19 protein-coding genes are annotated in these 18608 nt (G+C 58.5%); 14 read left to right on the top strand and 5 right to left on the bottom strand.

Features of this window, described 5'->3' with window-relative positions; translation table 11 throughout:
* Positions 1-166: 166 nt before the first annotated feature.
* The gene (locus tag HU754_RS07780; protein WP_095049146.1) at positions 167-2365 is read left to right on the top strand and encodes a hypothetical protein; all 2199 of its coding nucleotides are present in this window, start codon (positions 167-169) and stop codon (positions 2363-2365) included.
* Between the two features lie 280 nt (positions 2366-2645).
* Here the strand turns inward: HU754_RS07780 and HU754_RS07775 are convergent, their stop codons facing one another.
* Positions 2646-2966 (bottom strand): DUF2288 domain-containing protein, encoded by a 321-nt coding sequence (locus HU754_RS07775; RefSeq protein WP_186623706.1) that lies wholly within the window; start codon positions 2964-2966, stop codon positions 2646-2648.
* Positions 2967-3318: 352 nt separating this feature from the next.
* Between HU754_RS07775 and HU754_RS07770 the strand changes: the two genes are divergently transcribed.
* The 5 genes from HU754_RS07770 to HU754_RS07750 all read left to right on the top strand — a co-directional run bounded on the left by HU754_RS07770 (position 3319) and on the right by HU754_RS07750 (position 8320).
* On the top strand, positions 3319-4446 hold the full coding sequence (locus HU754_RS07770) for a branched-chain amino acid ABC transporter substrate-binding protein (protein ID WP_016986598.1): 1128 nt from the start codon (positions 3319-3321) through the stop codon (positions 4444-4446).
* A 231-nt stretch (positions 4447-4677) separates the two neighbouring features.
* On the top strand, positions 4678-5601 hold the full coding sequence (livH, locus tag HU754_RS07765; protein ID WP_007918526.1) for a high-affinity branched-chain amino acid ABC transporter permease LivH: 924 nt from the start codon (positions 4678-4680) through the stop codon (positions 5599-5601).
* Positions 5598-6854 carry a high-affinity branched-chain amino acid ABC transporter permease LivM gene (locus tag HU754_RS07760; RefSeq protein ID WP_093438700.1) on the top strand — a complete coding sequence of 419 codons (1257 nt, stop codon included), beginning with the start codon at positions 5598-5600 and terminating at the stop codon, positions 6852-6854. The genes livH and HU754_RS07760 overlap by 4 nt, the downstream gene beginning before the upstream one ends.
* Entirely contained in the window at positions 6851-7618 is a 768-nt protein-coding gene (gene livG, locus HU754_RS07755) for a high-affinity branched-chain amino acid ABC transporter ATP-binding protein LivG (protein WP_041478028.1), read from the top strand. The genes HU754_RS07760 and livG overlap by 4 nt, the downstream gene beginning before the upstream one ends.
* Positions 7619-8320, top strand: a complete 702-nt coding sequence (locus HU754_RS07750) for an ABC transporter ATP-binding protein (protein WP_008082262.1) — start codon at positions 7619-7621, stop codon at positions 8318-8320. It begins immediately after the preceding gene.
* A gap of 118 nt (positions 8321-8438) precedes the next feature.
* Here HU754_RS07750 and HU754_RS07745 read toward each other — a convergent pair whose 3' ends face one another.
* Both HU754_RS07745 and HU754_RS07740 read right to left on the bottom strand, forming a co-directional pair.
* Positions 8439-8705 (bottom strand): acyl carrier protein, encoded by a 267-nt coding sequence (locus HU754_RS07745; protein ID WP_437182479.1) that lies wholly within the window; start codon positions 8703-8705, stop codon positions 8439-8441.
* A 32-nt stretch (positions 8706-8737) separates the two neighbouring features.
* The gene (locus tag HU754_RS07740) at positions 8738-8989 is read right to left on the bottom strand and encodes a hypothetical protein (RefSeq protein WP_186623705.1); all 252 of its coding nucleotides are present in this window, start codon (positions 8987-8989) and stop codon (positions 8738-8740) included.
* A 267-nt stretch (positions 8990-9256) separates the two neighbouring features.
* On the opposite strand from HU754_RS07740, the gene HU754_RS07735 reads away from it, so the two are divergent.
* From HU754_RS07735 to HU754_RS07720, 4 genes are read left to right on the top strand one after another with little or no spacing between them, the layout of a single operon-like run.
* Entirely contained in the window at positions 9257-9562 is a 306-nt protein-coding gene (locus HU754_RS07735; RefSeq protein ID WP_186623704.1) for a BufA1 family periplasmic bufferin-type metallophore, read from the top strand.
* Positions 9563-9587: 25 nt separating this feature from the next.
* Positions 9588-10475, top strand: a complete 888-nt coding sequence (bufB, locus tag HU754_RS07730; protein ID WP_186623703.1) for an MNIO family bufferin maturase — start codon at positions 9588-9590, stop codon at positions 10473-10475.
* Entirely contained in the window at positions 10472-11230 is a 759-nt protein-coding gene (locus HU754_RS07725; protein WP_186623702.1) for an HvfC/BufC N-terminal domain-containing protein, read from the top strand. Before bufB ends, HU754_RS07725 begins: the two co-directional genes overlap by 4 nt.
* Positions 11227-11703: a DoxX family protein gene (locus HU754_RS07720; protein WP_116254517.1), complete on the top strand. Its 477-nt coding sequence runs from the start codon at positions 11227-11229 to the stop codon at positions 11701-11703. The genes HU754_RS07725 and HU754_RS07720 overlap by 4 nt, the downstream gene beginning before the upstream one ends.
* A gap of 111 nt (positions 11704-11814) precedes the next feature.
* Here the strand turns inward: HU754_RS07720 and HU754_RS07715 are convergent, their stop codons facing one another.
* A complete protein-coding gene (locus HU754_RS07715; RefSeq protein WP_186623696.1) occupies positions 11815-12729 on the bottom strand; it encodes a LysR family transcriptional regulator in 915 nt (304 codons plus the stop codon).
* Between the two features lie 104 nt (positions 12730-12833).
* Here HU754_RS07715 and HU754_RS07710 point away from each other — a divergent pair, with 104 nt between their 5' ends.
* The 3 genes from HU754_RS07710 (at position 12834) to HU754_RS07700 (ending at position 15857) form a co-directional block, all read left to right on the top strand.
* Entirely contained in the window at positions 12834-13433 is a 600-nt protein-coding gene (locus tag HU754_RS07710) for a short chain dehydrogenase (protein WP_186623694.1), read from the top strand.
* Between the two features lie 59 nt (positions 13434-13492).
* Positions 13493-14146, top strand: coding sequence for a COG3650 family protein (locus tag HU754_RS07705; protein WP_186623692.1), 654 nt, complete (start codon positions 13493-13495; stop codon positions 14144-14146).
* 97 nt (positions 14147-14243) lie between these two features.
* Positions 14244-15857 carry an NAD(P)/FAD-dependent oxidoreductase gene (locus tag HU754_RS07700; RefSeq protein WP_186623688.1) on the top strand — a complete coding sequence of 538 codons (1614 nt, stop codon included), beginning with the start codon at positions 14244-14246 and terminating at the stop codon, positions 15855-15857.
* Between the two features lie 131 nt (positions 15858-15988).
* Here HU754_RS07700 and HU754_RS07695 read toward each other — a convergent pair whose 3' ends face one another.
* Positions 15989-17083 (bottom strand): PLP-dependent cysteine synthase family protein, encoded by a 1095-nt coding sequence (locus HU754_RS07695; protein WP_186623687.1) that lies wholly within the window; start codon positions 17081-17083, stop codon positions 15989-15991.
* 250 nt (positions 17084-17333) lie between these two features.
* Between HU754_RS07695 and nhaA the strand changes: the two genes are divergently transcribed.
* Complete coding sequence (gene nhaA / locus HU754_RS07690) at positions 17334-18518, top strand: Na+/H+ antiporter NhaA (RefSeq protein WP_116254522.1); 1185 nt, start codon at positions 17334-17336, stop codon at positions 18516-18518.
* The last annotated feature ends 90 nt before the right edge of the window (positions 18519-18608 follow it).

Genomic DNA, 18608 nt, shown 5'->3' with positions numbered 1-18608 from the left:
AATAATGGCCGATTCATCAACGATCAGGAAAGGATTCCCCCCAGCGACAGTCAGGCCAAAAACCTGATGCTCGGGCTCAATTCGCGCACAAAGACGCGAGATCTTATTCCGTGAGGTTCGCAGGCAAAAGCCCGCGAGCCAACCCAGTCCAGGTATATGGCGCACAATGACTTCTAAAAACAATCCCGCCACTGCGGTATCCGATCTGACTTTGAGCCCCGCCGCCAACAGCCCGTCACCGTCGAAGCCATTGCTGCCGTCGCGCCCGCTGTCGACTCAGCAATACCTGTACTTCACCGAAACCAATACCGACCGCATCCTCGACAATCTCGACGGTTTGCGTGATCTGGTGTTCCCGCGCCCGCCGCACCTGGAAGGCGATAACGAACAGCACAACGATCAGGAATTCCCGTCGGTGTGCCTGATCGGCCTCGGTCGCTGCGGCTCCAACATCGCGCTCGATGTCGCGGAGCTGGTGTACAACGCGCGCAAGTTCTACCTCAACGAATTCAACAACGAAGACCGCGCGGCAGATCGCCGACTGGCCGACAAGGGCTACAGCCCGGCCCAGTGGATCAAGAACAACCTGCGGATCGGCCCGAACAAATCGACCAAACCGGTGTTCCTGGTCGAACCGCTGGTGATGCTCGGCGACCTCGACAAGGACATCGCCGGGCGCATCCGTTTCTCGCGCAAGGGCGAGAAAAGCGGCTTCCTGCGCGACTACAGCAAAATGAAGATCATGGACTTGTCCGAAGTCCACGCCGGTGGCGCCGGTAACGCGCCGATCCTCGGCCAGTATCTGGCGAAGATCATCCTCAACAAGGACACCCAGCGCTTCTCCAGCCCTGACTGGAAAATGATCCATTCGTACCTGATCGACAGCTGCGGCATCAAGGCCAACCAGTCGCGCCTGTATTTCTCGATCTTCAGTGCCGGCGGCGGTACCGGTTCCGGCATGGCCTCGGAATTCGGCCTGGCGCAGCAGCACTCGTACATGAACAAGACGTTCGACACCAAGCCGATGGATGAGCATGACGGCAAGAGCGGGCATTCGTTCGTGTTCGAACCGATCTTCACCAGCGGCATCTGCGTGCTGCCGAACATTTCCGATCACCGCAGCGAAATGTCCGAGGCGCTGCACATCAACGCCGGTCGCCTGCTGTGCAAATATCTTTCGGAGGAGTGGGATTTCTCCTACAACTTCGCCAATGAAGACAGCAGCGAAGCCAGCGTCATGGGCCGTATCCGCCCTTGGAACGCGATGATGCTGATCTCCAACGACATCATGCGTTACGCCGAAGAAAGCGATGACGGCAACATCCAGAACATTGATGTCAATGCGATGGAGAAGCACGCCAACCAGTACATCTCGCAGCAGATCTTCAACATTCTGACAGCGCAGGCCGTCACCACGGACTACGACCAGAACTACTTCCGCCGCGCCGGCATCGACATCGGCGAAACCATTCGTCTCGACGCCAACGACCTGTTCATGAGTCTGGCCGGCCCGGTGGCAATTGCCTACGCCGAATCGGTGGTGCCGGAAACCCCGCCGCCGAGCAGCGACAAGTTCAAGGTGTTCGACAAAGAGCCGCAGCGCCTGAACATCGACGACCTGTTCTTCCGCTCGATCGACCTGCCGCACTTCAACAAAGTGACCCAGGCGATTGAAGGCATCAGTCTGTTGCCGATCGAGTCCAAGCGTTATCGCGCTTCGCTGGAGCAGTACAAGAATTCCGGCTACGACGCCGCCGCACTGCACGACCTGCACTTCTTCAAGAACTGCTCGTCGGTGGTCTCGATTGTCTCGTTGCCGAAAGACTACAAGCTGTCGTACATGGACCTGAACCGGTTGAAGACTCACCTCAACAGCCTGTTCCCGAATACCACGCTCAAGCGTTACGCGCTGGTGATCGGCGCCTCGGCCAACCTCTCGCTGACCACGTTGATCGCCAAGAGCCCGTGCCTGTCGGATGACTTCCTGACCTTGATCGTGGCGTTCATCAAGCGCTGCTTCGCGAAGAACCCGTACCGTTTCGACGAGACCCTGGACAACTCGATCCTCGATTTCATCATCAACGAAGAGTTCGACGAAGACCGCATCGACGACCTGCTCAACGAATTCGAGAACCCGGCGAAGATCCTCGACACTAACTGGTATGCAATAAAACCGATGTACGAGAAGAAGTACCGCGAGTTGATCAACGACAAAGAGAAGTTTGTCTCGATCAACGACATTCGTTTGTCGCGTGATTGCGTGAAGAAGTCGATCAAGTACCTGCGCGAGATTTACCGTCACCGGATTGGCAAGACCAAGGTTATTTCTCTCAATAACCATACCGGCAAGTCGTTTTCGGTCTGATCTGAGAACGAGTCGCCCCATTCGCGAGCAGGCTCGCTCCCACAGGGGAATACATTCCAAATGTGGGAGCGAGCCTGCTCGCGAAGAGGCCTTCAAATTCACTGAAGATTTCGGCCTTTCCAATATCCAGAAACAATTAAGCAGCCGTTAGGCTGCTTACTAAACTGTTCCCGTTACGTTTACGTCACCGTGAGCCCGCCTGCGCTTGTGGTGTTTCTCTACGGCAACGTGCCATCACGCTACTCCGCTACACACTTTTCGCTGATGGCTGGTCGCACTATCACGGTGCGACGTCAGCAGCGACTGCCCTTTCCTGGATCATAATCCACGGCGAAACCACCACCGCCCACAACGACGGATCGCGCTCGAAAAGATCCAGCGCCCGCGTTTCAGAGAGCTTGGCGACCTTGTCTTCGGCCAGCCAGGCAGCCACTTTCTCGCCATCATCCGACGCCACGGCCTCGGCAGCGGCGATCAAATCCAGCGCAGGGTCGACCCACAATAGGGCACCCTTGGCGAAGAACGGCTCCAACTCTTTCCAGGTAATAGATGCGGTTTCACCAAGCAGCTTGGCATAGAGGGTGCTAGGTTCTTGATTCATGGGTGCTGTCCGGAAAAGAAATCGACGCGAATAATAACGTCGGTGGTCCGTCAGCAAAACCCGGTTGCAAATGGCTGCACCGAACGAAAAGAGCAGGAACGCCAGGGAATGCTGCTGATTGGGATATATGCCCACGAACGCCCCGCCGCAATTCTGTCTTTTTCATTCAAAAATGCGACACCCCGAAGTTTTGCCCCTCGGCGCCCGCTTCCCAGGCTGACAACCGGCGCTCTACACTGTACCGGTACAGTTGCCGGGGGCATTTCCGGAGGGTATCGCAAAGATATCTGACCCGGTTCTGCTGCTACGGCGCCAGAACTCAAAAAAATTACAACAGTAAGAGTGGAGCACTATGACTAAGGCTACTAAGCAGATTTCCAAACTGTTTGCCGCTATGGTTCTGGCCGGGGTTGCCAGCCATTCGTTCGCAGCTGACACCATCAAAATCGGTATCGCCGGTCCTAAAACCGGTCCTGTAGCCCAGTACGGCGACATGCAGTTCAGTGGCGCGAAAATGGCCATCGAGCAAATCAACGCCAAGGGCGGCGTCGACGGCAAGAAGCTCGAAGCCGTTGAATACGACGATGCCTGCGATCCGAAACAAGCGGTAGCGGTCGCGAACAAGGTCGTCAACGACGGCGTCAAGTTCGTGGTTGGTCACCTGTGCTCCAGCTCCACTCAACCGGCTTCGGACATCTACGAAGACGAAGGCGTGATCATGATCACCCCGGCTGCCACCAGCCCGGACATCACCGCCCGTGGTTACAAAATGATCTTCCGCACCATCGGTCTCGACAGCGCCCAGGGCCCTGCCGCCGGTAACTACATTGCCGATCACGTCAAACCGAAAATCGTTGGCGTGCTGCACGACAAACAGCAGTACGGTGAAGGCATCGCCACCGCTGTGAAATCGACCCTCGAGAAGAAAGGCACCAAGGTTGCGGTGTTCGAAGGCGTCAACGCCGGCGACAAAGACTTCTCGGCGATCATCGCCAAACTCAAACAAGCCAACGTCGACTTCGTTTACTACGGCGGCTACCACCCGGAGCTGGGTCTGATCCTGCGTCAAGCCCAGGAAAAAGGCCTGAAAGCCAAGTTCATGGGTCCGGAAGGCGTGGGTAACGACTCGATCACCCAGATCGCCAAAGACGCGGCCGAAGGCCTGCTGGTGACCCTGCCGAAATCCTTCGACCAGGATCCAGCCAACATTGCCCTGGCTGATGCTTTCAAGGCGAAGAAAGAAGATCCGAGCGGCCCGTTCGTGTTCCCTTCCTACTCGGCGGTTGAAGTGATTGCCGAAGGCATCAAGGCAGCCAAGTCCGAAGACGCGACCAAAGTGGCTGAAGCCATTCATGCCGGTACCTTCAAGACGCCTACTGGCGACCTGAGCTTCGACGCCAAGGGCGACTTGAAAGACTTCAAATTCGTAGTCTACGAGTGGCACAACGGCAAGCCGAAAACCGAAGTGTCACCTCAGTAAGGCGCTGCCTGACTGACTGCCAATAAAGCCCACGGCGTGCCGTGGGCTTTGTTTTACGAATGTATTGGGCCGCGCTGGCGTGATCCGCCAGTCTCCCCACCTGAAAATCTCAAAACCGTCATCAGCGGTTCGCTGGCAAAACCCGGATTCGAAGTGGATAAAGATCCACGGGGCCGGGCGGGAAAATGACTCCACCAGTGAAATGCGTATCAGGTTTTTAGGAGCGCTGTAATGCCTGACATCTATCACTTCTTCCAACAGCTGGTTAACGGCCTGAACGTTGGCAGCATGTATGCCCTGATCGCCATCGGCTACACGATGGTCTACGGCATCATTGGAATGATCAACTTCGCCCACGGCGAGGTGTACATGATCGGTTCCTACGTGGCGTTCATCGCCATCGCCGGGCTGACCATGATGGGACTCGACAGTGTCCCGCTGTTGATGACCGCAGCGTTTATCGCCAGCATCGTCGTCACCAGTTCCTACGGTTACAGCATCGAACGCATTGCCTACCGCCCGTTGCGCGGCAGCAACCGTCTGATCCCGCTGATTTCCGCGATCGGTATGTCGATCTTCCTGCAGAACACCGTTCTGCTGGCGCAAGACTCCAAGGACAAAGCTATCCCCAACCTGATTCCGGGCAACATTGCCTTCGGCCCAGGTGGCGCACAAGAAGTGCTGATTTCCTACATGCAGATCGTGGTGTTCGTGGTGACCCTGATCGCCATGCTCGGCCTGACCCTGTTCATCTCCCGCTCTCGCCTGGGTCGCGCCTGCCGCGCCTGCGCCGAAGACATCAAGATGGCCAACCTGCTCGGCATCAACACCAACAACATCATTGCCCTGACCTTCGTCATCGGTGCCGCGCTGGCGGCCGTTGCGGCTGTGCTGCTGAGCATGCAGTACGGCGTAATCAACCCGAACGCCGGTTTCCTCGTCGGCCTCAAAGCCTTCACCGCAGCGGTACTGGGCGGTATAGGCAGCATCCCCGGCGCCATGCTCGGCGGGCTGGTGCTTGGGGTGGCGGAAGCCTTTGGTGCCGATATCTTCGGCGACCAGTACAAGGACGTCGTGGCTTTCGGCTTGTTGGTTCTGGTGCTGTTGTTCCGTCCGACCGGCATTCTGGGCCGTCCGGAGGTTGAGAAAGTATGACTAGGAATCTTAAACAGGCGCTGTTCAGCGCTTTGCTGGTGTGGGCCGTGGCCTACCCGGTACTCGGTTTGAAACTGACCATCGTCGGCATCAACCTGGAAGTGCACAACACCAGCCCGGCCGTGCTGGCGACCATCGCCATCTGCTCGGTACTGATGTTCCTGCGCGTGCTGTTCAATCAGCAGATCAGCAAGGCCTGGCGATCCTCGCCGGGCTTGCCGCTGATTCCGGCCAAGGCCAGCAACTTCCTGACTCTGCCGACCACCCAGCGCTATTTCATCATTGCGCTGATTCTGGTGGCGCTGGTGTGGCCGTTCTTCGGCTCGCGTGGCGCGGTGGACATCGCGACGCTGATCCTGATCTACGTGATGCTCGGCCTCGGCCTGAACATCGTCGTCGGTCTGGCCGGTCTGCTTGACCTCGGTTACGTCGGCTTCTACGCCGTCGGCGCCTACAGCTACGCGCTGTTGTCGCACTACTACGGCCTGAGCTTCTGGATCTGCCTGCCGATTGCCGGCCTGATGGCGGCGACGTTCGGTTTCCTGCTGGGCTTCCCGGTGTTGCGTTTGCGCGGTGACTATCTGGCGATCGTAACCCTCGGCTTCGGCGAGATCATCCGTCTGTTCCTGCGTAACCTGACCGACATCACTGGCGGTCCGAACGGCATCAGCAACATCGAGAAACCGACGTTCTTCGGTCTGACCTTCGAACGCAAAGCTGCGGAAGGCATGCAAACCTTCCACGAGTATTTCGGCCTGCAATACAACTCGATCAACAAGGTGATCTTCCTCTACCTCGTTGCCCTGTTGCTGGCGCTGGCGGCGCTGTTCGTCATCAACCGCCTGCTGCGCATGCCGATCGGCCGTGCATGGGAAGCGCTGCGTGAAGACGAAATCGCTTGCCGTGCGCTGGGGCTGAATCCGACGATCATCAAGCTGTCCGCCTTCACCCTCGGCGCTGCGTTCGCCGGTTTCGCCGGTAGCTTCTTCGCTGCACGTCAGGGTCTGGTGACGCCGGAGTCGTTCACCTTCATCGAGTCGGCGATCATCCTCGCCATCGTCGTGCTGGGTGGCATGGGCTCGCAACTGGGCGTGATTCTCGCGGCCGTGGTGATGATCCTGTTGCCGGAAATGATGCGTGAGTTCAGCGAGTACCGGATGTTGATGTTCGGCGCCCTGATGGTGTTGATGATGATCTGGCGTCCACAAGGTCTGCTGCCGATGCAACGCCCACACATGGAGTTGCGAAAATGAGCCGCGAGATTCTTAAAGTCGAAAACCTGAGCATGCGCTTCGGCGGCTTGCTGGCGGTCAACGGTGTGGCCCTGACCGTCAAAGAGAAACAGGTGGTTGCATTGATCGGGCCGAACGGCGCGGGCAAGACCACTGTGTTCAACTGCCTGACCGGTTTCTATCAGCCCACCGGCGGCAGCATCCTGCTGGACGGCGAGCCGATCCAAGGCCTGCCGGGCCACAAGATCGCCCTCAAAGGCGTGGTGCGCACCTTCCAGAACGTGCGCTTGTTCAAGGACATGACGGCGGTCGAAAACTTGTTGATCGCTCAGCATCGTCACCTGAACACCAACTTCCTGGCCGGTCTGTTCAAGACCCCGGCGTTTCGCAAAAGCGAGCGCGAGGCCATGGAATTTGCCGAGTACTGGCTGGAAAAGGTCAACCTCAAAGAGTTCGCCAACCGTACCGCCGGCACCCTGGCCTACGGTCAGCAACGGCGTCTGGAAATCGCTCGCTGCATGATGACCCGTCCACGGATCCTCATGCTCGACGAACCGGCGGCCGGTCTGAACCCGAAGGAAACCGAAGACCTGAAGGCGCTGATCGGCGTGCTGCGCGAAGAGCACAACGTCACCGTGCTGCTGATCGAACACGACATGAAACTGGTCATGAGCATTTCCGACCACATCGTCGTGATCAACCAGGGCACGCCTCTGGCCGACGGCACACCGGAACAGATCCGCGACAATCCTGAAGTGATCAAAGCCTACCTGGGGGAAGCGTAAATGCTGCAGTTCGAAAACGTTTCCACCTTCTACGGCAAGATCCAGGCCCTGCACAGCGTCAACGTCGAAGTCCGTCAGGGCGAGATCGTGACCCTGATCGGCGCCAACGGTGCCGGCAAGTCCACGCTGCTGATGACGCTCTGCGGTTCGCCGCAAGCGCACAGCGGCAGCATCCGCTACATGGGTGAGGAACTGGTCGGCCAGGACTCGTCGCAGATCATGCGCAAGAGCATCGCGGTGGTGCCGGAAGGTCGTCGGGTATTCGCCCGTCTGACCGTTGAAGAAAACCTCTCCATGGGCGGCTTCTTCACCGACAAGGGCGACTACCAGGAACAAATGGACAAGGTCCTCGGCCTGTTCCCGCGCCTGAAAGAACGCTTCAACCAGCGCGGCGGCACCATGTCCGGCGGCGAACAGCAAATGCTCGCCATCGGCCGTGCGCTGATGAGCAAGCCAAAACTGCTGCTGCTTGACGAGCCGTCGCTGGGCCTGGCACCGATCATCATCCAGCAGATTTTCGACATCATCGAAATGCTGCGCAAGGATGGTGTGACGGTGTTCCTGGTCGAGCAGAACGCCAACCAGGCGCTGAAAATCGCTGACCGCGCCTACGTTCTGGAGAACGGCCGTGTGGTCATGCAAGGCACCGGTGAAGCGCTGCTGACCGACCCGAAAGTACGCGAGGCGTATCTCGGCGGTTGATGTGTTTCAGCCAACAAAAAACGGCCTTCGGGCCGTTTTTTTGTGCTTGGCATTCCCCTGTGAGCAGCAACCCTCGGCGGTTCCCCACAGGGCATAACAGGTTGCCGTGTTGTACTGATCATTGATTTGCTTTTAGATAACGTACAACAATAACGATCGCGTCCTGCACCGTTGTAAAAGTTTCGGCTACAGAGTCTTCGATCGACACACCAAACTCTTCCCCCAACAGGTTCACCAATTCCACCCGGCCCACTGGGTCCATCCCCAGATCGCCGACAAAGCTGCTTTCATTTTTGACTTGGTCCTCATCGATTCTCAAATGATCAGCAACTAACGCTCTAACACGTTGCTCTAAATCGTCCATTTCCAACACCTCACTTTTCATTGACTGTTCCTGCCGCGAGGAAACATCCCGAATCAGGGGGCAACTCTTGAGCCCAGCGTCTGATTCGCAGAAATAATGCCCGTCGCCTGCAGCAAATCACTCACCGCGTGCAAGACACCAAAATCTTCAAGAGTGGCTTTTTTATTCAGAATGCGACGCAGGCAAAAATAGATCTGCAGTTCACCAAATGCAGCGCCGTCATTAACAACCTTTTCATCCAGGATGATGTTGGCCTTCTCGTCGATCCTGGCTTGCACGAGCTTTTTCAATTCGGACAAATTCATGGTCTTTCTCCCTGATGTGTACCGCCACAAGCCCAATATACTCAGTCGAAAAACCCTGCCAACTGTCATAAATGACAGTTTTTAATAACCGTTCACGATAACCATTATTCAATTCCCTCGGGCTATCTCTGCTCCCACCGGCGATGTGCGTTGGTTCTTTTGAAAAAGATTTGAGCGTTGCTGTAACGCATCGCAGTGAGCGTTCTCTAGTGGGGTAAGCAAGCGCAATCCGCTTGTAAAAACCCTGAACAAGACTGGAGAAACATCATGACTGCTACCACTCGCACCCTGTCCGCCACTGCCCTGGTTCTGGCCCTCGGTTCTGCCCTGAGCATGGCTGCTGTATCGACCGTCCACGCCGCTGACGCCGACATGGAAAAATGCTTCGGCGTAGCCCTGAAAGGCAAGAACGATTGCGCCGCAGGTGCAGGCACTACCTGTGCCGGCACGGCGAAAATGGACTACCAGGCCAACGCCTGGAAACTCGTTCCAAAGGGCACCTGCGCTACCACTGAAAGCAAAACCTCGCCGACCGGTTTCGGTCAGATGGAAGCCTTCAAAGCCAAGTCCTGATCGTTGGCCTGCCTGAGTGACGATCATGCTCACCCTCAATGACCATGCCCAACCCCGCACTCAGGCAGCCCTCACCGGGCTTCCGCCCCGTGCCGGGCTGGGACTCAAGACCGGGCACTTTCGTGAAGTGCTCGGCTCACCACCGGACATCGGCTTCTTCGAAGTCCACGCCGAAAACTACATGGTGGCCGGCGGTCCGTTTCATCATTTTCTCGGTTTGATCCGCGAGCAGTATCCGCTGTCGCTGCACGGTGTCGGCTTGTCCATCGGTGCTGAAGGGCCGCTGGATGAACAGCACCTCAAGCGCCTCGCCGAACTGATTCGGCGCTATCAACCGCAATCCTTTTCCGAGCATCTGGCCTGGTCGAGCCACGGCCCGGTGTTTCTCAATGACCTGCTGCCACTGGCCTATGACACGCCGACGCTGAACCGCGTCTGCGAACATATCGATCAGGTGCAGAACACCCTCCAACGACCCATGCTGCTGGAGAATCCGGCAACCTATCTGGCGTTCGAGCGCTCGACGATCGATGAGGCAGACTTCATCGCAGAGGTCATTCGCCGCTGCGGCTGTGGCCTGTTGCTGGACGTCAACAATGTCTACGTTTCCTGCGTGAACCATCAGCGTGATCCGCTGGCGTATCTCGATGCCCTGCCCCTGCACAGGGTCGGCGAGATTCACCTGGCCGGGTTTGCCGAAGATAGCGACAGCCTCGGCGACCGTTTGCTGATCGATGATCACGGCGCGCCGATCGATCAAGCCGTCTGGGGTTTGTACCGGCAAGCACTGCAGCGCACCGGCCCGGTGGCGACATTGATCGAACGCGACAATCAAGTGCCGGCGTTCACGGTGCTGCTGGCCGAGGCGCAACAGGCTGATGCGCTTTTGCGCGATGCCGGAGGCCGCACATGAGCACTCAACGCGCTTTCGCGGCTGCGCTCATCGACACGCGGCTGCCCTGCCCCGAAGGTCTGTGCAGTGCCAACGGCGCTGATCCGGCGAGCCGTTTCGCGGTGTATCGCAATAACGTGCAGGGCTCGCTGAGCAATGCGTTGGGCGACAGCTATCCAGTGGTTGTGCAATTGGTGGGCGAAGAATTCTTCCGCGCCATGGCGGCCGTTTTCGTACAACAGCAACCGCCGCAAAGTCGGTTGATGAGCTGCTACGGCGAACAATTTGCGGACTTCATTGCAGCGTTTGAACCGGCCGGCAGCGTGCCTTATCTGGCCGACGTGGCGCGCCTTGAGCACCTGCGCACCCTCGCCTATCACGCCGCCGACGCCCTGCCCGTCCGGCCGGAAGAAATCACGGCAGCCCTGACTGATGCGCAAACGCTGAGTGAGCTGCGCCTCGACCTTCATCCCTCCCTGCACCTGCTCGACTCAACCTATGCCGTGGTGGCGATCTGGGGCGCACATCAACACGACGCGACACTGGAGGGCATCGACATCAACCAAAGGCAACACGCGCTGGTATTGCGCAATGGCCTGGACGTCGAAGTGTTTGCCCTCGATCCCGGCGCCAGTACGTTTATCCGCAACCTGATCGATGGCCAGCCACTGCTGAAAGCGGCGGAAAACAGCCCTGAGTTCGACCTCGCGCAAACCCTTGGCTTGCTGATCGCGCACAACGCCATTACCCACTTGAATAACAAGGAACTGCCATGAAAACGCTCATCACCCGCGCCATTGCGCTGCTGGAAAAAATCCCCCACAGCCTGATCGCGTTCATTGCGCGTTTCTCGATTGCCGCGGTGTTCTGGAAATCAGGACAGACCAAGGTTGAAGGTTTGGCCATTGATTTGATTGACGGCACTTTTCAACTCGGCTGGCCACGTCTGGCCGACTCGACGATTCCGTTGTTCAAGAGCGAATACCACGTGCCGTTATTGTCGCCAGAGATTGCCGCGCACATGGCCGCGTTCGCCGAGCACTTTTTTCCGCTGCTGATTCTGATCGGCTTCGCTTCGCGTTTTTCGGCGTTGGCCCTGTTGGGGATGACCCTGACCATTCAACTGTTTGTGTATCCCGATGCCTATCCGACTCACGGCACCTGGGCGGCGGTGTTGCTGTACCTGATGGCGACGGGGCCAGGCAAGTTGTCGATTGATCATCTGATCGCCCGCCATTTCGCAAAATAAACAAAATCCTTGTGGGAGCGAGCCTGCTCGCGAATGCGTTAGTTCAGTCAACACATGAAGTGTCTGTGAAACCGCTTTCGCGAGCAGGCTCGCTCCCACAGGAGAATGAAGTCAGCGCTGAAGGCGATCCAGCGCCTCACCGCTGCGTTTGAACCAGCCGATCAGATAGTCAGCGAGTACTTGCGTGCGCTTCGGCAGTCCGCCCTGATACGGATGCACCAGGTACATCGGCATGCGTCGGGTCTGAAAGTCGCGCAGGAGCCAGCGCAATCGGCCGTCAGCCAATTCCGCTTGCAGCAAGTAGGAAGGCAGTCGCGCGATACCGGCGCCGCTAAGCGCGGCTTTCTTCAGCAAGCTGTAATGGTTGCTGGCAAACGGTCCCGACACCCGCACCCGCAGCAATTCGTGTTGCTGGTGATACAACCATTCTTCGCGCCCGCTGTAGTGGCTGTTGAGCAAACACCGATGATCGGCCAGTGCCTGCGGCGTCAACGGTTCACCGAAGCGCTCGAGGTAAGCCGGGCTCGCGCAGGTCATTTCCTGCCATGCCAGTAACGGTTTGGCGACCAGTCGCTCGTCGTTGGCCACTTCGCTGCGGATTGCCAGATCAAAGCCGTCCCGAGACAAATCGCGGTAGCTGTTATTCAACTCCAGCTCGATCTGCACCTCGGGGTATGTGTGCGAGAACTCCAACAGCAGACCATCGAAGAAGGTTTCGCCCAGCGACACCGGCACCGTCATGCGCACCGGTCCGGCCATATCGTCCTTCAACCGCGCCAAGGCCTGACGCGCCCTTTCCACCTGGACGACCAACGCCTGGGCCTGCGGCAACAATGCTGCGCCGGCGGCGGTCAGGCTCAAGCGCCGGGTGGTGCGTTGCAGCAACACTACGGAAAACTGTGCTTCGAGCTGACTGATGCGTTTGGACAACTGACCCTTGCTGCAGCCCAACTGCTGCGCCGCCAGGGTAAAACTGCCCGCTTCGATCAACACTGCGAACGCCGCCAGATCATCCATTTCGCTCATGGATTGTTTCCATTTGAAAACCAAAGGTTGCCTATTAGCGCGCTTATCCACAGAAAAAACCACTCTAGACTGAAACCTCGTTCAATCACTTGAGGTACGGCACGATGAAGATTCTGTTGATAGGCGCTGGCGGCACCATTGGTTCGGCGGTGGACAAAGAACTGTCGCAACGCCATGAAGTCATCCGCATTGGCCGCACCAGCGGTGACTTGCAGGTGGATATCAGCGACAGCGCATCGATCCGCAAATTGTTCGAAAAAACTGGCAGGTTCGATGCCCTGGTGTGCGCCGCCGGCAACGTGACCTTCGCCCCGCTGGGCGAGATGACGGAAGACAGCTTCGCCCTCGGCCTAAAAGACAAACTGATGGGCCAGGTCAATCTGCTGCTGATTGGTCGTGAATTCGCCAATGACGGCGCGTCATTCACCTTCACCACCGGCGTGCTCAGCCACGACCCGATCCGCAGCGGCGCCTCGGCAGCGCTGGTCAACGGCGCCCTCGACAGCTTCGTCCGCGCAGCGGCCATCGAACTGCCACGCGGCCTGCGAGTGAACTCGATCAGCCCGACCGTACTGCTGGAAGCCATGGGTAGCTACGCCCCGTATTTCCGTGGTTACAAGCCGGTTCCTGCGGCGGATGTGGCGCTGGCCTACGCGAAGAGTGTGGAAGGCCTGCAGACAGGTCAGACATTTCACGTGGGCTAAACCCTTGTGATGAACGGTCAGGCTGCGTAACGTGGCGGCACTTGTCTGGAGAGCCGAAGATGCGTGTTGCCCGTTCGTTAGTCGTTATTGCCCTGCTGCCATTGTTTGCCGCTTGCCAGTTGCTCGATGGCCAGCGAGAAAGTACCTCGCACGTCGGGCAGACGCGGATGCAGGGGCAACTGACCGCTGCCGACGGCAAACTGGTGTTTCAGCCATGTCAGGATCAGCGTCAACTGGTGGTCAATGACATTGGTGGCACCAGCATTCTGCAAGAAGCGGCAACGCTGGCTGATGAGCAAGGCAAACTGTTTGCCGATGTTCGCGGCAAAGTTGCCGGCGATCGACTCGACCTGACTCAGCTGTACCGCGTCGAGCGCTCGGGCTCGGCTTGCGATGATCCCAACTTCAAACAACTGATCCTGCGCGCGGCCGGCCATGGCCCGGAATGGAACGTCAAAGTCAGCGGCAAAGGCATGGTCATCGACCGCGCAGGCCAGCCGCCACTCGCGGTGCCCTATGTTGAAGAACAACTGGGCGACGGCCGCTTCAATCTGAGCAGCGAAGCCAATAACCAGCGCATCGAGTTGTGGGTCGCGCCGCAGCGCTGCGTCGACAGCAGCACCGGCAGCGTGCAGCACATGAGCGCCGAACTGCGCATCGACGGCCAGGTGCAGCGCGGTTGCGGGTATTTCGGCGGATCGCGCAACGACTGAGCGTTTTAGCCTCACCGGATCCGGCCTTTGCGGCTTATAATCGCGGCCTTCAAACGCCCTGGCGCAGTTGTGCGCCCCGCGAACCCGGATCCTCGCCATGTTACGAATCACTGAACTCAAGCTGCCAATCGACCATCCCGAAGAAGACCTGCGCGTTGCCATCGTGCAACGTCTGGGCATCGCCAGCGATGATCTGCTCGATTTCACCTTGTTCAAGCGCAGCTACGATGCGCGCAAAAAGTCCTCCGAACTGTGCTTCATCTACACCATCGACCTCGAAGTGCGCGACGAGGCCAAAGTGTTGGGCAAGTTCGCCGACGACCGTAACGTCAACGTGGCGCCGGATGTCAGCTACAAATTCGTCGGCGAAGCGCCAAGCGACCTGAGCCAGCGCCCGATCGTCGTCGGGTTCGGCCCGTGCGGGATCTTCGCCGGCCTGCTGCTGGCACAGATGGGCTTCAAGCCGATCATTCTCGAACGCGGCACCGAAGTCCGTCAGCGTACCAAGGACACTTGGGGCCTGTGGCGTAAAAGCGTGCTCAACCCCGAGTCCAACGTGCAGTTCGGCGAAGGCGGCGCGGGCACATTCTCCGACGGCAAGCTGTACAGCCAGATCAAGGACCCGAAATTCCTTGGCCGCAAAGTCCTGCACGAATTCGTCAAGGCCGGCGCGCCGGAGGAAATCCTCTACGTCAGCAAACCGCACATCGGTACGTTCCGTCTGACCGGCATGGTTGAAAACATGCGCGAACAGATCCGCGAACTGGGCGGCGAAGTGCGTTTCCAGGAGCGCGTCAGCGACGTGCTGATCGAAGACGGCCAACTGGTCGGCGTGCAACTGGCCAGCGGCGAAACCCTGCATTCGAAACACGTGGTTCTGGCCCTCGGCCACAGTGCCCGCGACACTTTCCGCATGCTCCACAGTCGTGGCGTGTTCATGGAAGCCAAGCCGTTCTCGGTGGGTTTCCGTATCGAACACCCGCAATCGCTGATCGACCGTGCGCGCCTGGGCAAGTACGCCGGCCACCCGAAACTCGGGGCCGCCGACTACAAGCTGGTGCACCACGCCAAGAACGGCCGTTCGGTCTACAGCTTCTGCATGTGCCCGGGCGGCACCGTGGTCGCGGCGACTTCCGAGCCGAACCGCGTGGTCACCAACGGCATGAGCCAGTATTCGCGTAACGAGCGCAACGCCAACTCCGGCATCGTTGTCGGCATCACCCCGGAAGTCGATTACCCGGGTGGCCCGCTGGCCGGGATCGAGTTGCAGGAACGTCTGGAATCACACGCCTTTATTCTCGGCGGCAGCGATTACAAAGCCCCGGCGCAACTGGTCGGCGATTTCATCAACGACATTCCTTCGACCGAACTGGGCGAAGTCGAGCCGTCGTACAAACCGGGCGTGGCGCTGGGTGACCTGGCCTTGGCATTGCCGGATTTTGCCATTGAGGCGATCCGCGAAGCGTTGCCGGCGTTCGAGAAGCAGATTCGCGGTTATTCGTTGCACGATGCGGTGTTGACCGGGATCGAGACGCGCACCTCTTCGCCGCTGCGAATTACCCGTAACGAAACGCTGCAAAGCATGAACGTGAAGGGCTTGTTCCCGGCGGGCGAAGGCGCGGGTTATGCGGGCGGGATTCTGTCAGCAGGTGTTGACGGGATTCGCATCGCAGAAGCCGTGGCACGGGATATTCTCGGCCTGACTGACTAATCATCTGAAGCAATACGAAACCCTGTGGGAGCGAGCCTGCTCGCGAAAGCGGTATTTCAGTCAACGATGATGTTGAATGAGATGACCCCTTCGCGAGCAGGCTCGCTCCCACATTTGTTTTGTGTGTTTCTTTAGATATTGGCGCGCAGGACTGAGGTCGGCAGCAGCTCACCGCGCTCGGCACTCGCCGCCACCGCCTCGATCAACCCCCTCAACTCATACCCCTGCGCCTTCAGCCAATCCTGATCGTAATAGGTGTCGGCATACCGCTCGCCGCCATCGCACAGAATCGCCACGATCGACCCCGATTCTCCCGCCGCTTTCATCTGCTGCGCCGCCATCAACGCACCGATCAGATTGGTCCCGCTCGACCCGCCAACATGCCGTCCCAGACGCTGCGCCAGATAATGCATGGCCGCCAGCGACAAGGCATCCGGCACTTTGACCATTGCATCGATCACCTTCGGCAGGAACGACGCCTCAACACGCGGCCGGCCAATGCCTTCAATGCGCGAACCGCAATCCAGACGCAAACTCGCATCGCCCGTTTGGTAGTAATCGAAGAACACCGAACGCTCGGCATCGGCGCACAACACGCGAGTGCAATGCTGGCGATAGCGCACGTAACGCCCCAGGGTCGCGGTGGTGCCGCCGGTGCCGGGGCTGGAAATCAGCCAGCTCGGCTCCGGGTGCTTCTCGTAGCGCATCTGCTGGAAGATCGATTCGGCAATGTTGTTGTTCGCGCGCCAGTCAGTGGCACGTTCGGCGTAGGTGAACTGGTCGATGAAGTGGCCGCCATGTTCGCGGGCCAGGCGCTCGGATTCGGCGTAGATCTGCGTCGGATCTTTCACCAGATGGCTCTGGCCACCGTAGAAAGCGATCTGCGCAATCTTCTCTTTGGAAGTGGTCGCCGGCATCACTGCGATGAATGGCAATCCGAGCATCCGCGCGAAATACGCTTCGGAAATCGCCGTCGAACCGCTGGACGCCTCGATCACCGGCGCGCCGGGTTTCAGCCAGCCGTTACACAATGCATAGAGAAACAGCGAACGAGCCAGCCGATGCTTGAGGCTGCCGGTTGGATGACTGGACTCATCCTTGAAATACAACTCGATACCCGCAAAACCTGGCAGCGGCAAAGGGATCAGGTGGGTGTCGGCGCTGCGCTGAAAATCCGCCTCGATGATGCGGATGGCTTCGCGGGCCCACTGTCGGTTGTCGCTCATGGTGTTGGTTCTCGTTGAATCGGCAGGAGATGAAGCTGTTAGAAAGGCTCACTCATCAGCTTAGGAAAAATCCTATAGCGCGCACAGATACAGCTGAGTCTCAATATGTCAGGCAACTGCTAGGCTCAGCATGGCTTGAGCCAGACACCTTGTAACGACATATAACAAAAAAGAATATAACTTTTGTTTTAACAACTAACAGTACGGGTTAGGGTGTCCCACCTTTTGACTTTATCGATGGAGAGCGACCTTGCCTCTGCGTAGCACTTTCACGCGTTTCTTTCAGTTGGAAGCTGCCAGCGGTCTGTTATTGATCGCCGCGGCCATCCTGGCCCTGATTATCAACAACTCGCCGCTGTCGTGGCTGTACACCGGCCTGCTCGACACCCCGGTGGTGGCGCAGATCGGTGCGTTGAAAATCGCTAAACCCCTGCTGCTGTGGATCAACGACGGTCTGATGGCGATGTTCTTCCTGCTCATCGGCCTGGAAGTGAAGCGCGAAGTCCTTGACGGTCAGCTGTCGAAACCGTCGCAGATCGTCCTGCCCGGTGCAGCCGCGATCGGCGGCATGCTGGTGCCGGCGCTGATCTACTGGTTCCTCAACCGCGATAATCCGGCGGCCCTCGACGGCTGGGCGATCCCGACCGCGACCGACATCGCCTTCGCCCTCGGCGTGCTGGCCCTGCTCGGCAAGCGCGTACCGGTGTCGCTGAAACTGTTCCTGATGACCCTGGCAATCATCGATGACCTCGGCGCCATCGTGATCATCGCGATCTTCTATTCCGGCGAACTCTCGACCCTGTCGCTGGGGCTGGCGGCGGCGTGCATCGCGGCGCTGGTGGCGATGAACCGGCTCGGGGTGGTCAAGCTTGGGCCGTACATGATCATCGGTTTGATCCTCTGGGTCTGCGTACTGAAGAGTGGTGTCCACGCAACGCTGGCTGGCGTAACCCTGGCCTTCTGCATCCCGCTGCGCACGAAAAACGCCGAACCGTCGCCGTTGCTGACCCTCGAACATGCGCTGCACCCATGGGTGGCTTACGGCATCCTGCCGCTGTTCGCCTTTGCCAACGCCGGCCTTTCACTGAGCGGTGTAACCGTCGAAAGCTTCACTCACCACGTGCCAATGGGCATTGCGGTAGGCCTACTGCTGGGCAAGACCGTCGGTGTATTCGGCCTGACATGGCTGGCCGTGAAGATTGGCATCGCCACCCTGCCCCAAGGCGCCAACTGGGGTCAGGTGCTGGGCGTGGCGATCCTGTGCGGCATCGGCTTCACCATGAGCCTGTTTGTCGGTTCACTGGCGTTTGAGCCGGGTGTGAGTGATTACGCCGGGATGGACCGGATGGGAATTTTGACCGGGTCGATTCTGGCGGCGTTGATTGGTTATGCGGTGACGGCGGCGGCGAGTCGCAAGAACTCCCAAGCGATATAACCTCTTTGGCGAGGGAGCAAGCTCCCTCGCCACAAGTTTCCTGCGTTCCTGTTACACAGCGAACAATCCCACGTCTTTAGAGACGCGTCC

The sequence above is a fragment of the Pseudomonas zeae genome, assembly GCF_014268485.2.
In the GTDB taxonomy this organism is placed as follows: domain Bacteria; phylum Pseudomonadota; class Gammaproteobacteria; order Pseudomonadales; family Pseudomonadaceae; genus Aquipseudomonas; species Aquipseudomonas neuropathica.
Note: the sequence above shows the minus strand (reverse complement) of the source record. Positions and strands in the feature narration are given on the sequence as shown.

What these genes read in the sequence shown, in the direction of transcription:
- HU754_RS07740 (WP_186623705.1), bottom strand. Translation starts at nt 8,989, where the DNA reads ATGAATTTGTCCGAATTGAAAAAGCTCGTGCAAGCCAGGATCGACGAG.
- HU754_RS07720 (WP_116254517.1), top strand. Translation starts at nt 11,227, where the DNA reads ATGAAAACGCTCATCACCCGCGCCATTGCGCTGCTGGAAAAAATCCCC.
- HU754_RS07705 (WP_186623692.1), top strand. Translation starts at nt 13,493, where the DNA reads ATGCGTGTTGCCCGTTCGTTAGTCGTTATTGCCCTGCTGCCATTGTTT.
- HU754_RS07760 (WP_093438700.1), top strand. Translation starts at nt 5,598, where the DNA reads ATGACTAGGAATCTTAAACAGGCGCTGTTCAGCGCTTTGCTGGTGTGG.
- HU754_RS07715 (WP_186623696.1), bottom strand. Translation starts at nt 12,729, where the DNA reads ATGAGCGAAATGGATGATCTGGCGGCGTTCGCAGTGTTGATCGAAGCG.
- HU754_RS07735 (WP_186623704.1), top strand. Translation starts at nt 9,257, where the DNA reads ATGACTGCTACCACTCGCACCCTGTCCGCCACTGCCCTGGTTCTGGCC.
- livG (WP_041478028.1), top strand. Translation starts at nt 6,851, where the DNA reads ATGAGCCGCGAGATTCTTAAAGTCGAAAACCTGAGCATGCGCTTCGGC.
- HU754_RS07725 (WP_186623702.1), top strand. Translation starts at nt 10,472, where the DNA reads ATGAGCACTCAACGCGCTTTCGCGGCTGCGCTCATCGACACGCGGCTG.
- HU754_RS07770 (WP_016986598.1), top strand. Translation starts at nt 3,319, where the DNA reads ATGACTAAGGCTACTAAGCAGATTTCCAAACTGTTTGCCGCTATGGTT.
- livH (WP_007918526.1), top strand. Translation starts at nt 4,678, where the DNA reads ATGCCTGACATCTATCACTTCTTCCAACAGCTGGTTAACGGCCTGAAC.
- HU754_RS07745 (WP_437182479.1), bottom strand. Translation starts at nt 8,705, where the DNA reads ATGAAAAGTGAGGTGTTGGAAATGGACGATTTAGAGCAACGTGTTAGA.
- bufB (WP_186623703.1), top strand. Translation starts at nt 9,588, where the DNA reads ATGCTCACCCTCAATGACCATGCCCAACCCCGCACTCAGGCAGCCCTC.
- HU754_RS07780 (WP_095049146.1), top strand. Translation starts at nt 167, where the DNA reads ATGACTTCTAAAAACAATCCCGCCACTGCGGTATCCGATCTGACTTTG.
- HU754_RS07700 (WP_186623688.1), top strand. Translation starts at nt 14,244, where the DNA reads ATGTTACGAATCACTGAACTCAAGCTGCCAATCGACCATCCCGAAGAA.
- HU754_RS07775 (WP_186623706.1), bottom strand. Translation starts at nt 2,966, where the DNA reads ATGAATCAAGAACCTAGCACCCTCTATGCCAAGCTGCTTGGTGAAACC.
- HU754_RS07710 (WP_186623694.1), top strand. Translation starts at nt 12,834, where the DNA reads ATGAAGATTCTGTTGATAGGCGCTGGCGGCACCATTGGTTCGGCGGTG.
- HU754_RS07750 (WP_008082262.1), top strand. Translation starts at nt 7,619, where the DNA reads ATGCTGCAGTTCGAAAACGTTTCCACCTTCTACGGCAAGATCCAGGCC.
- HU754_RS07695 (WP_186623687.1), bottom strand. Translation starts at nt 17,083, where the DNA reads ATGAGCGACAACCGACAGTGGGCCCGCGAAGCCATCCGCATCATCGAG.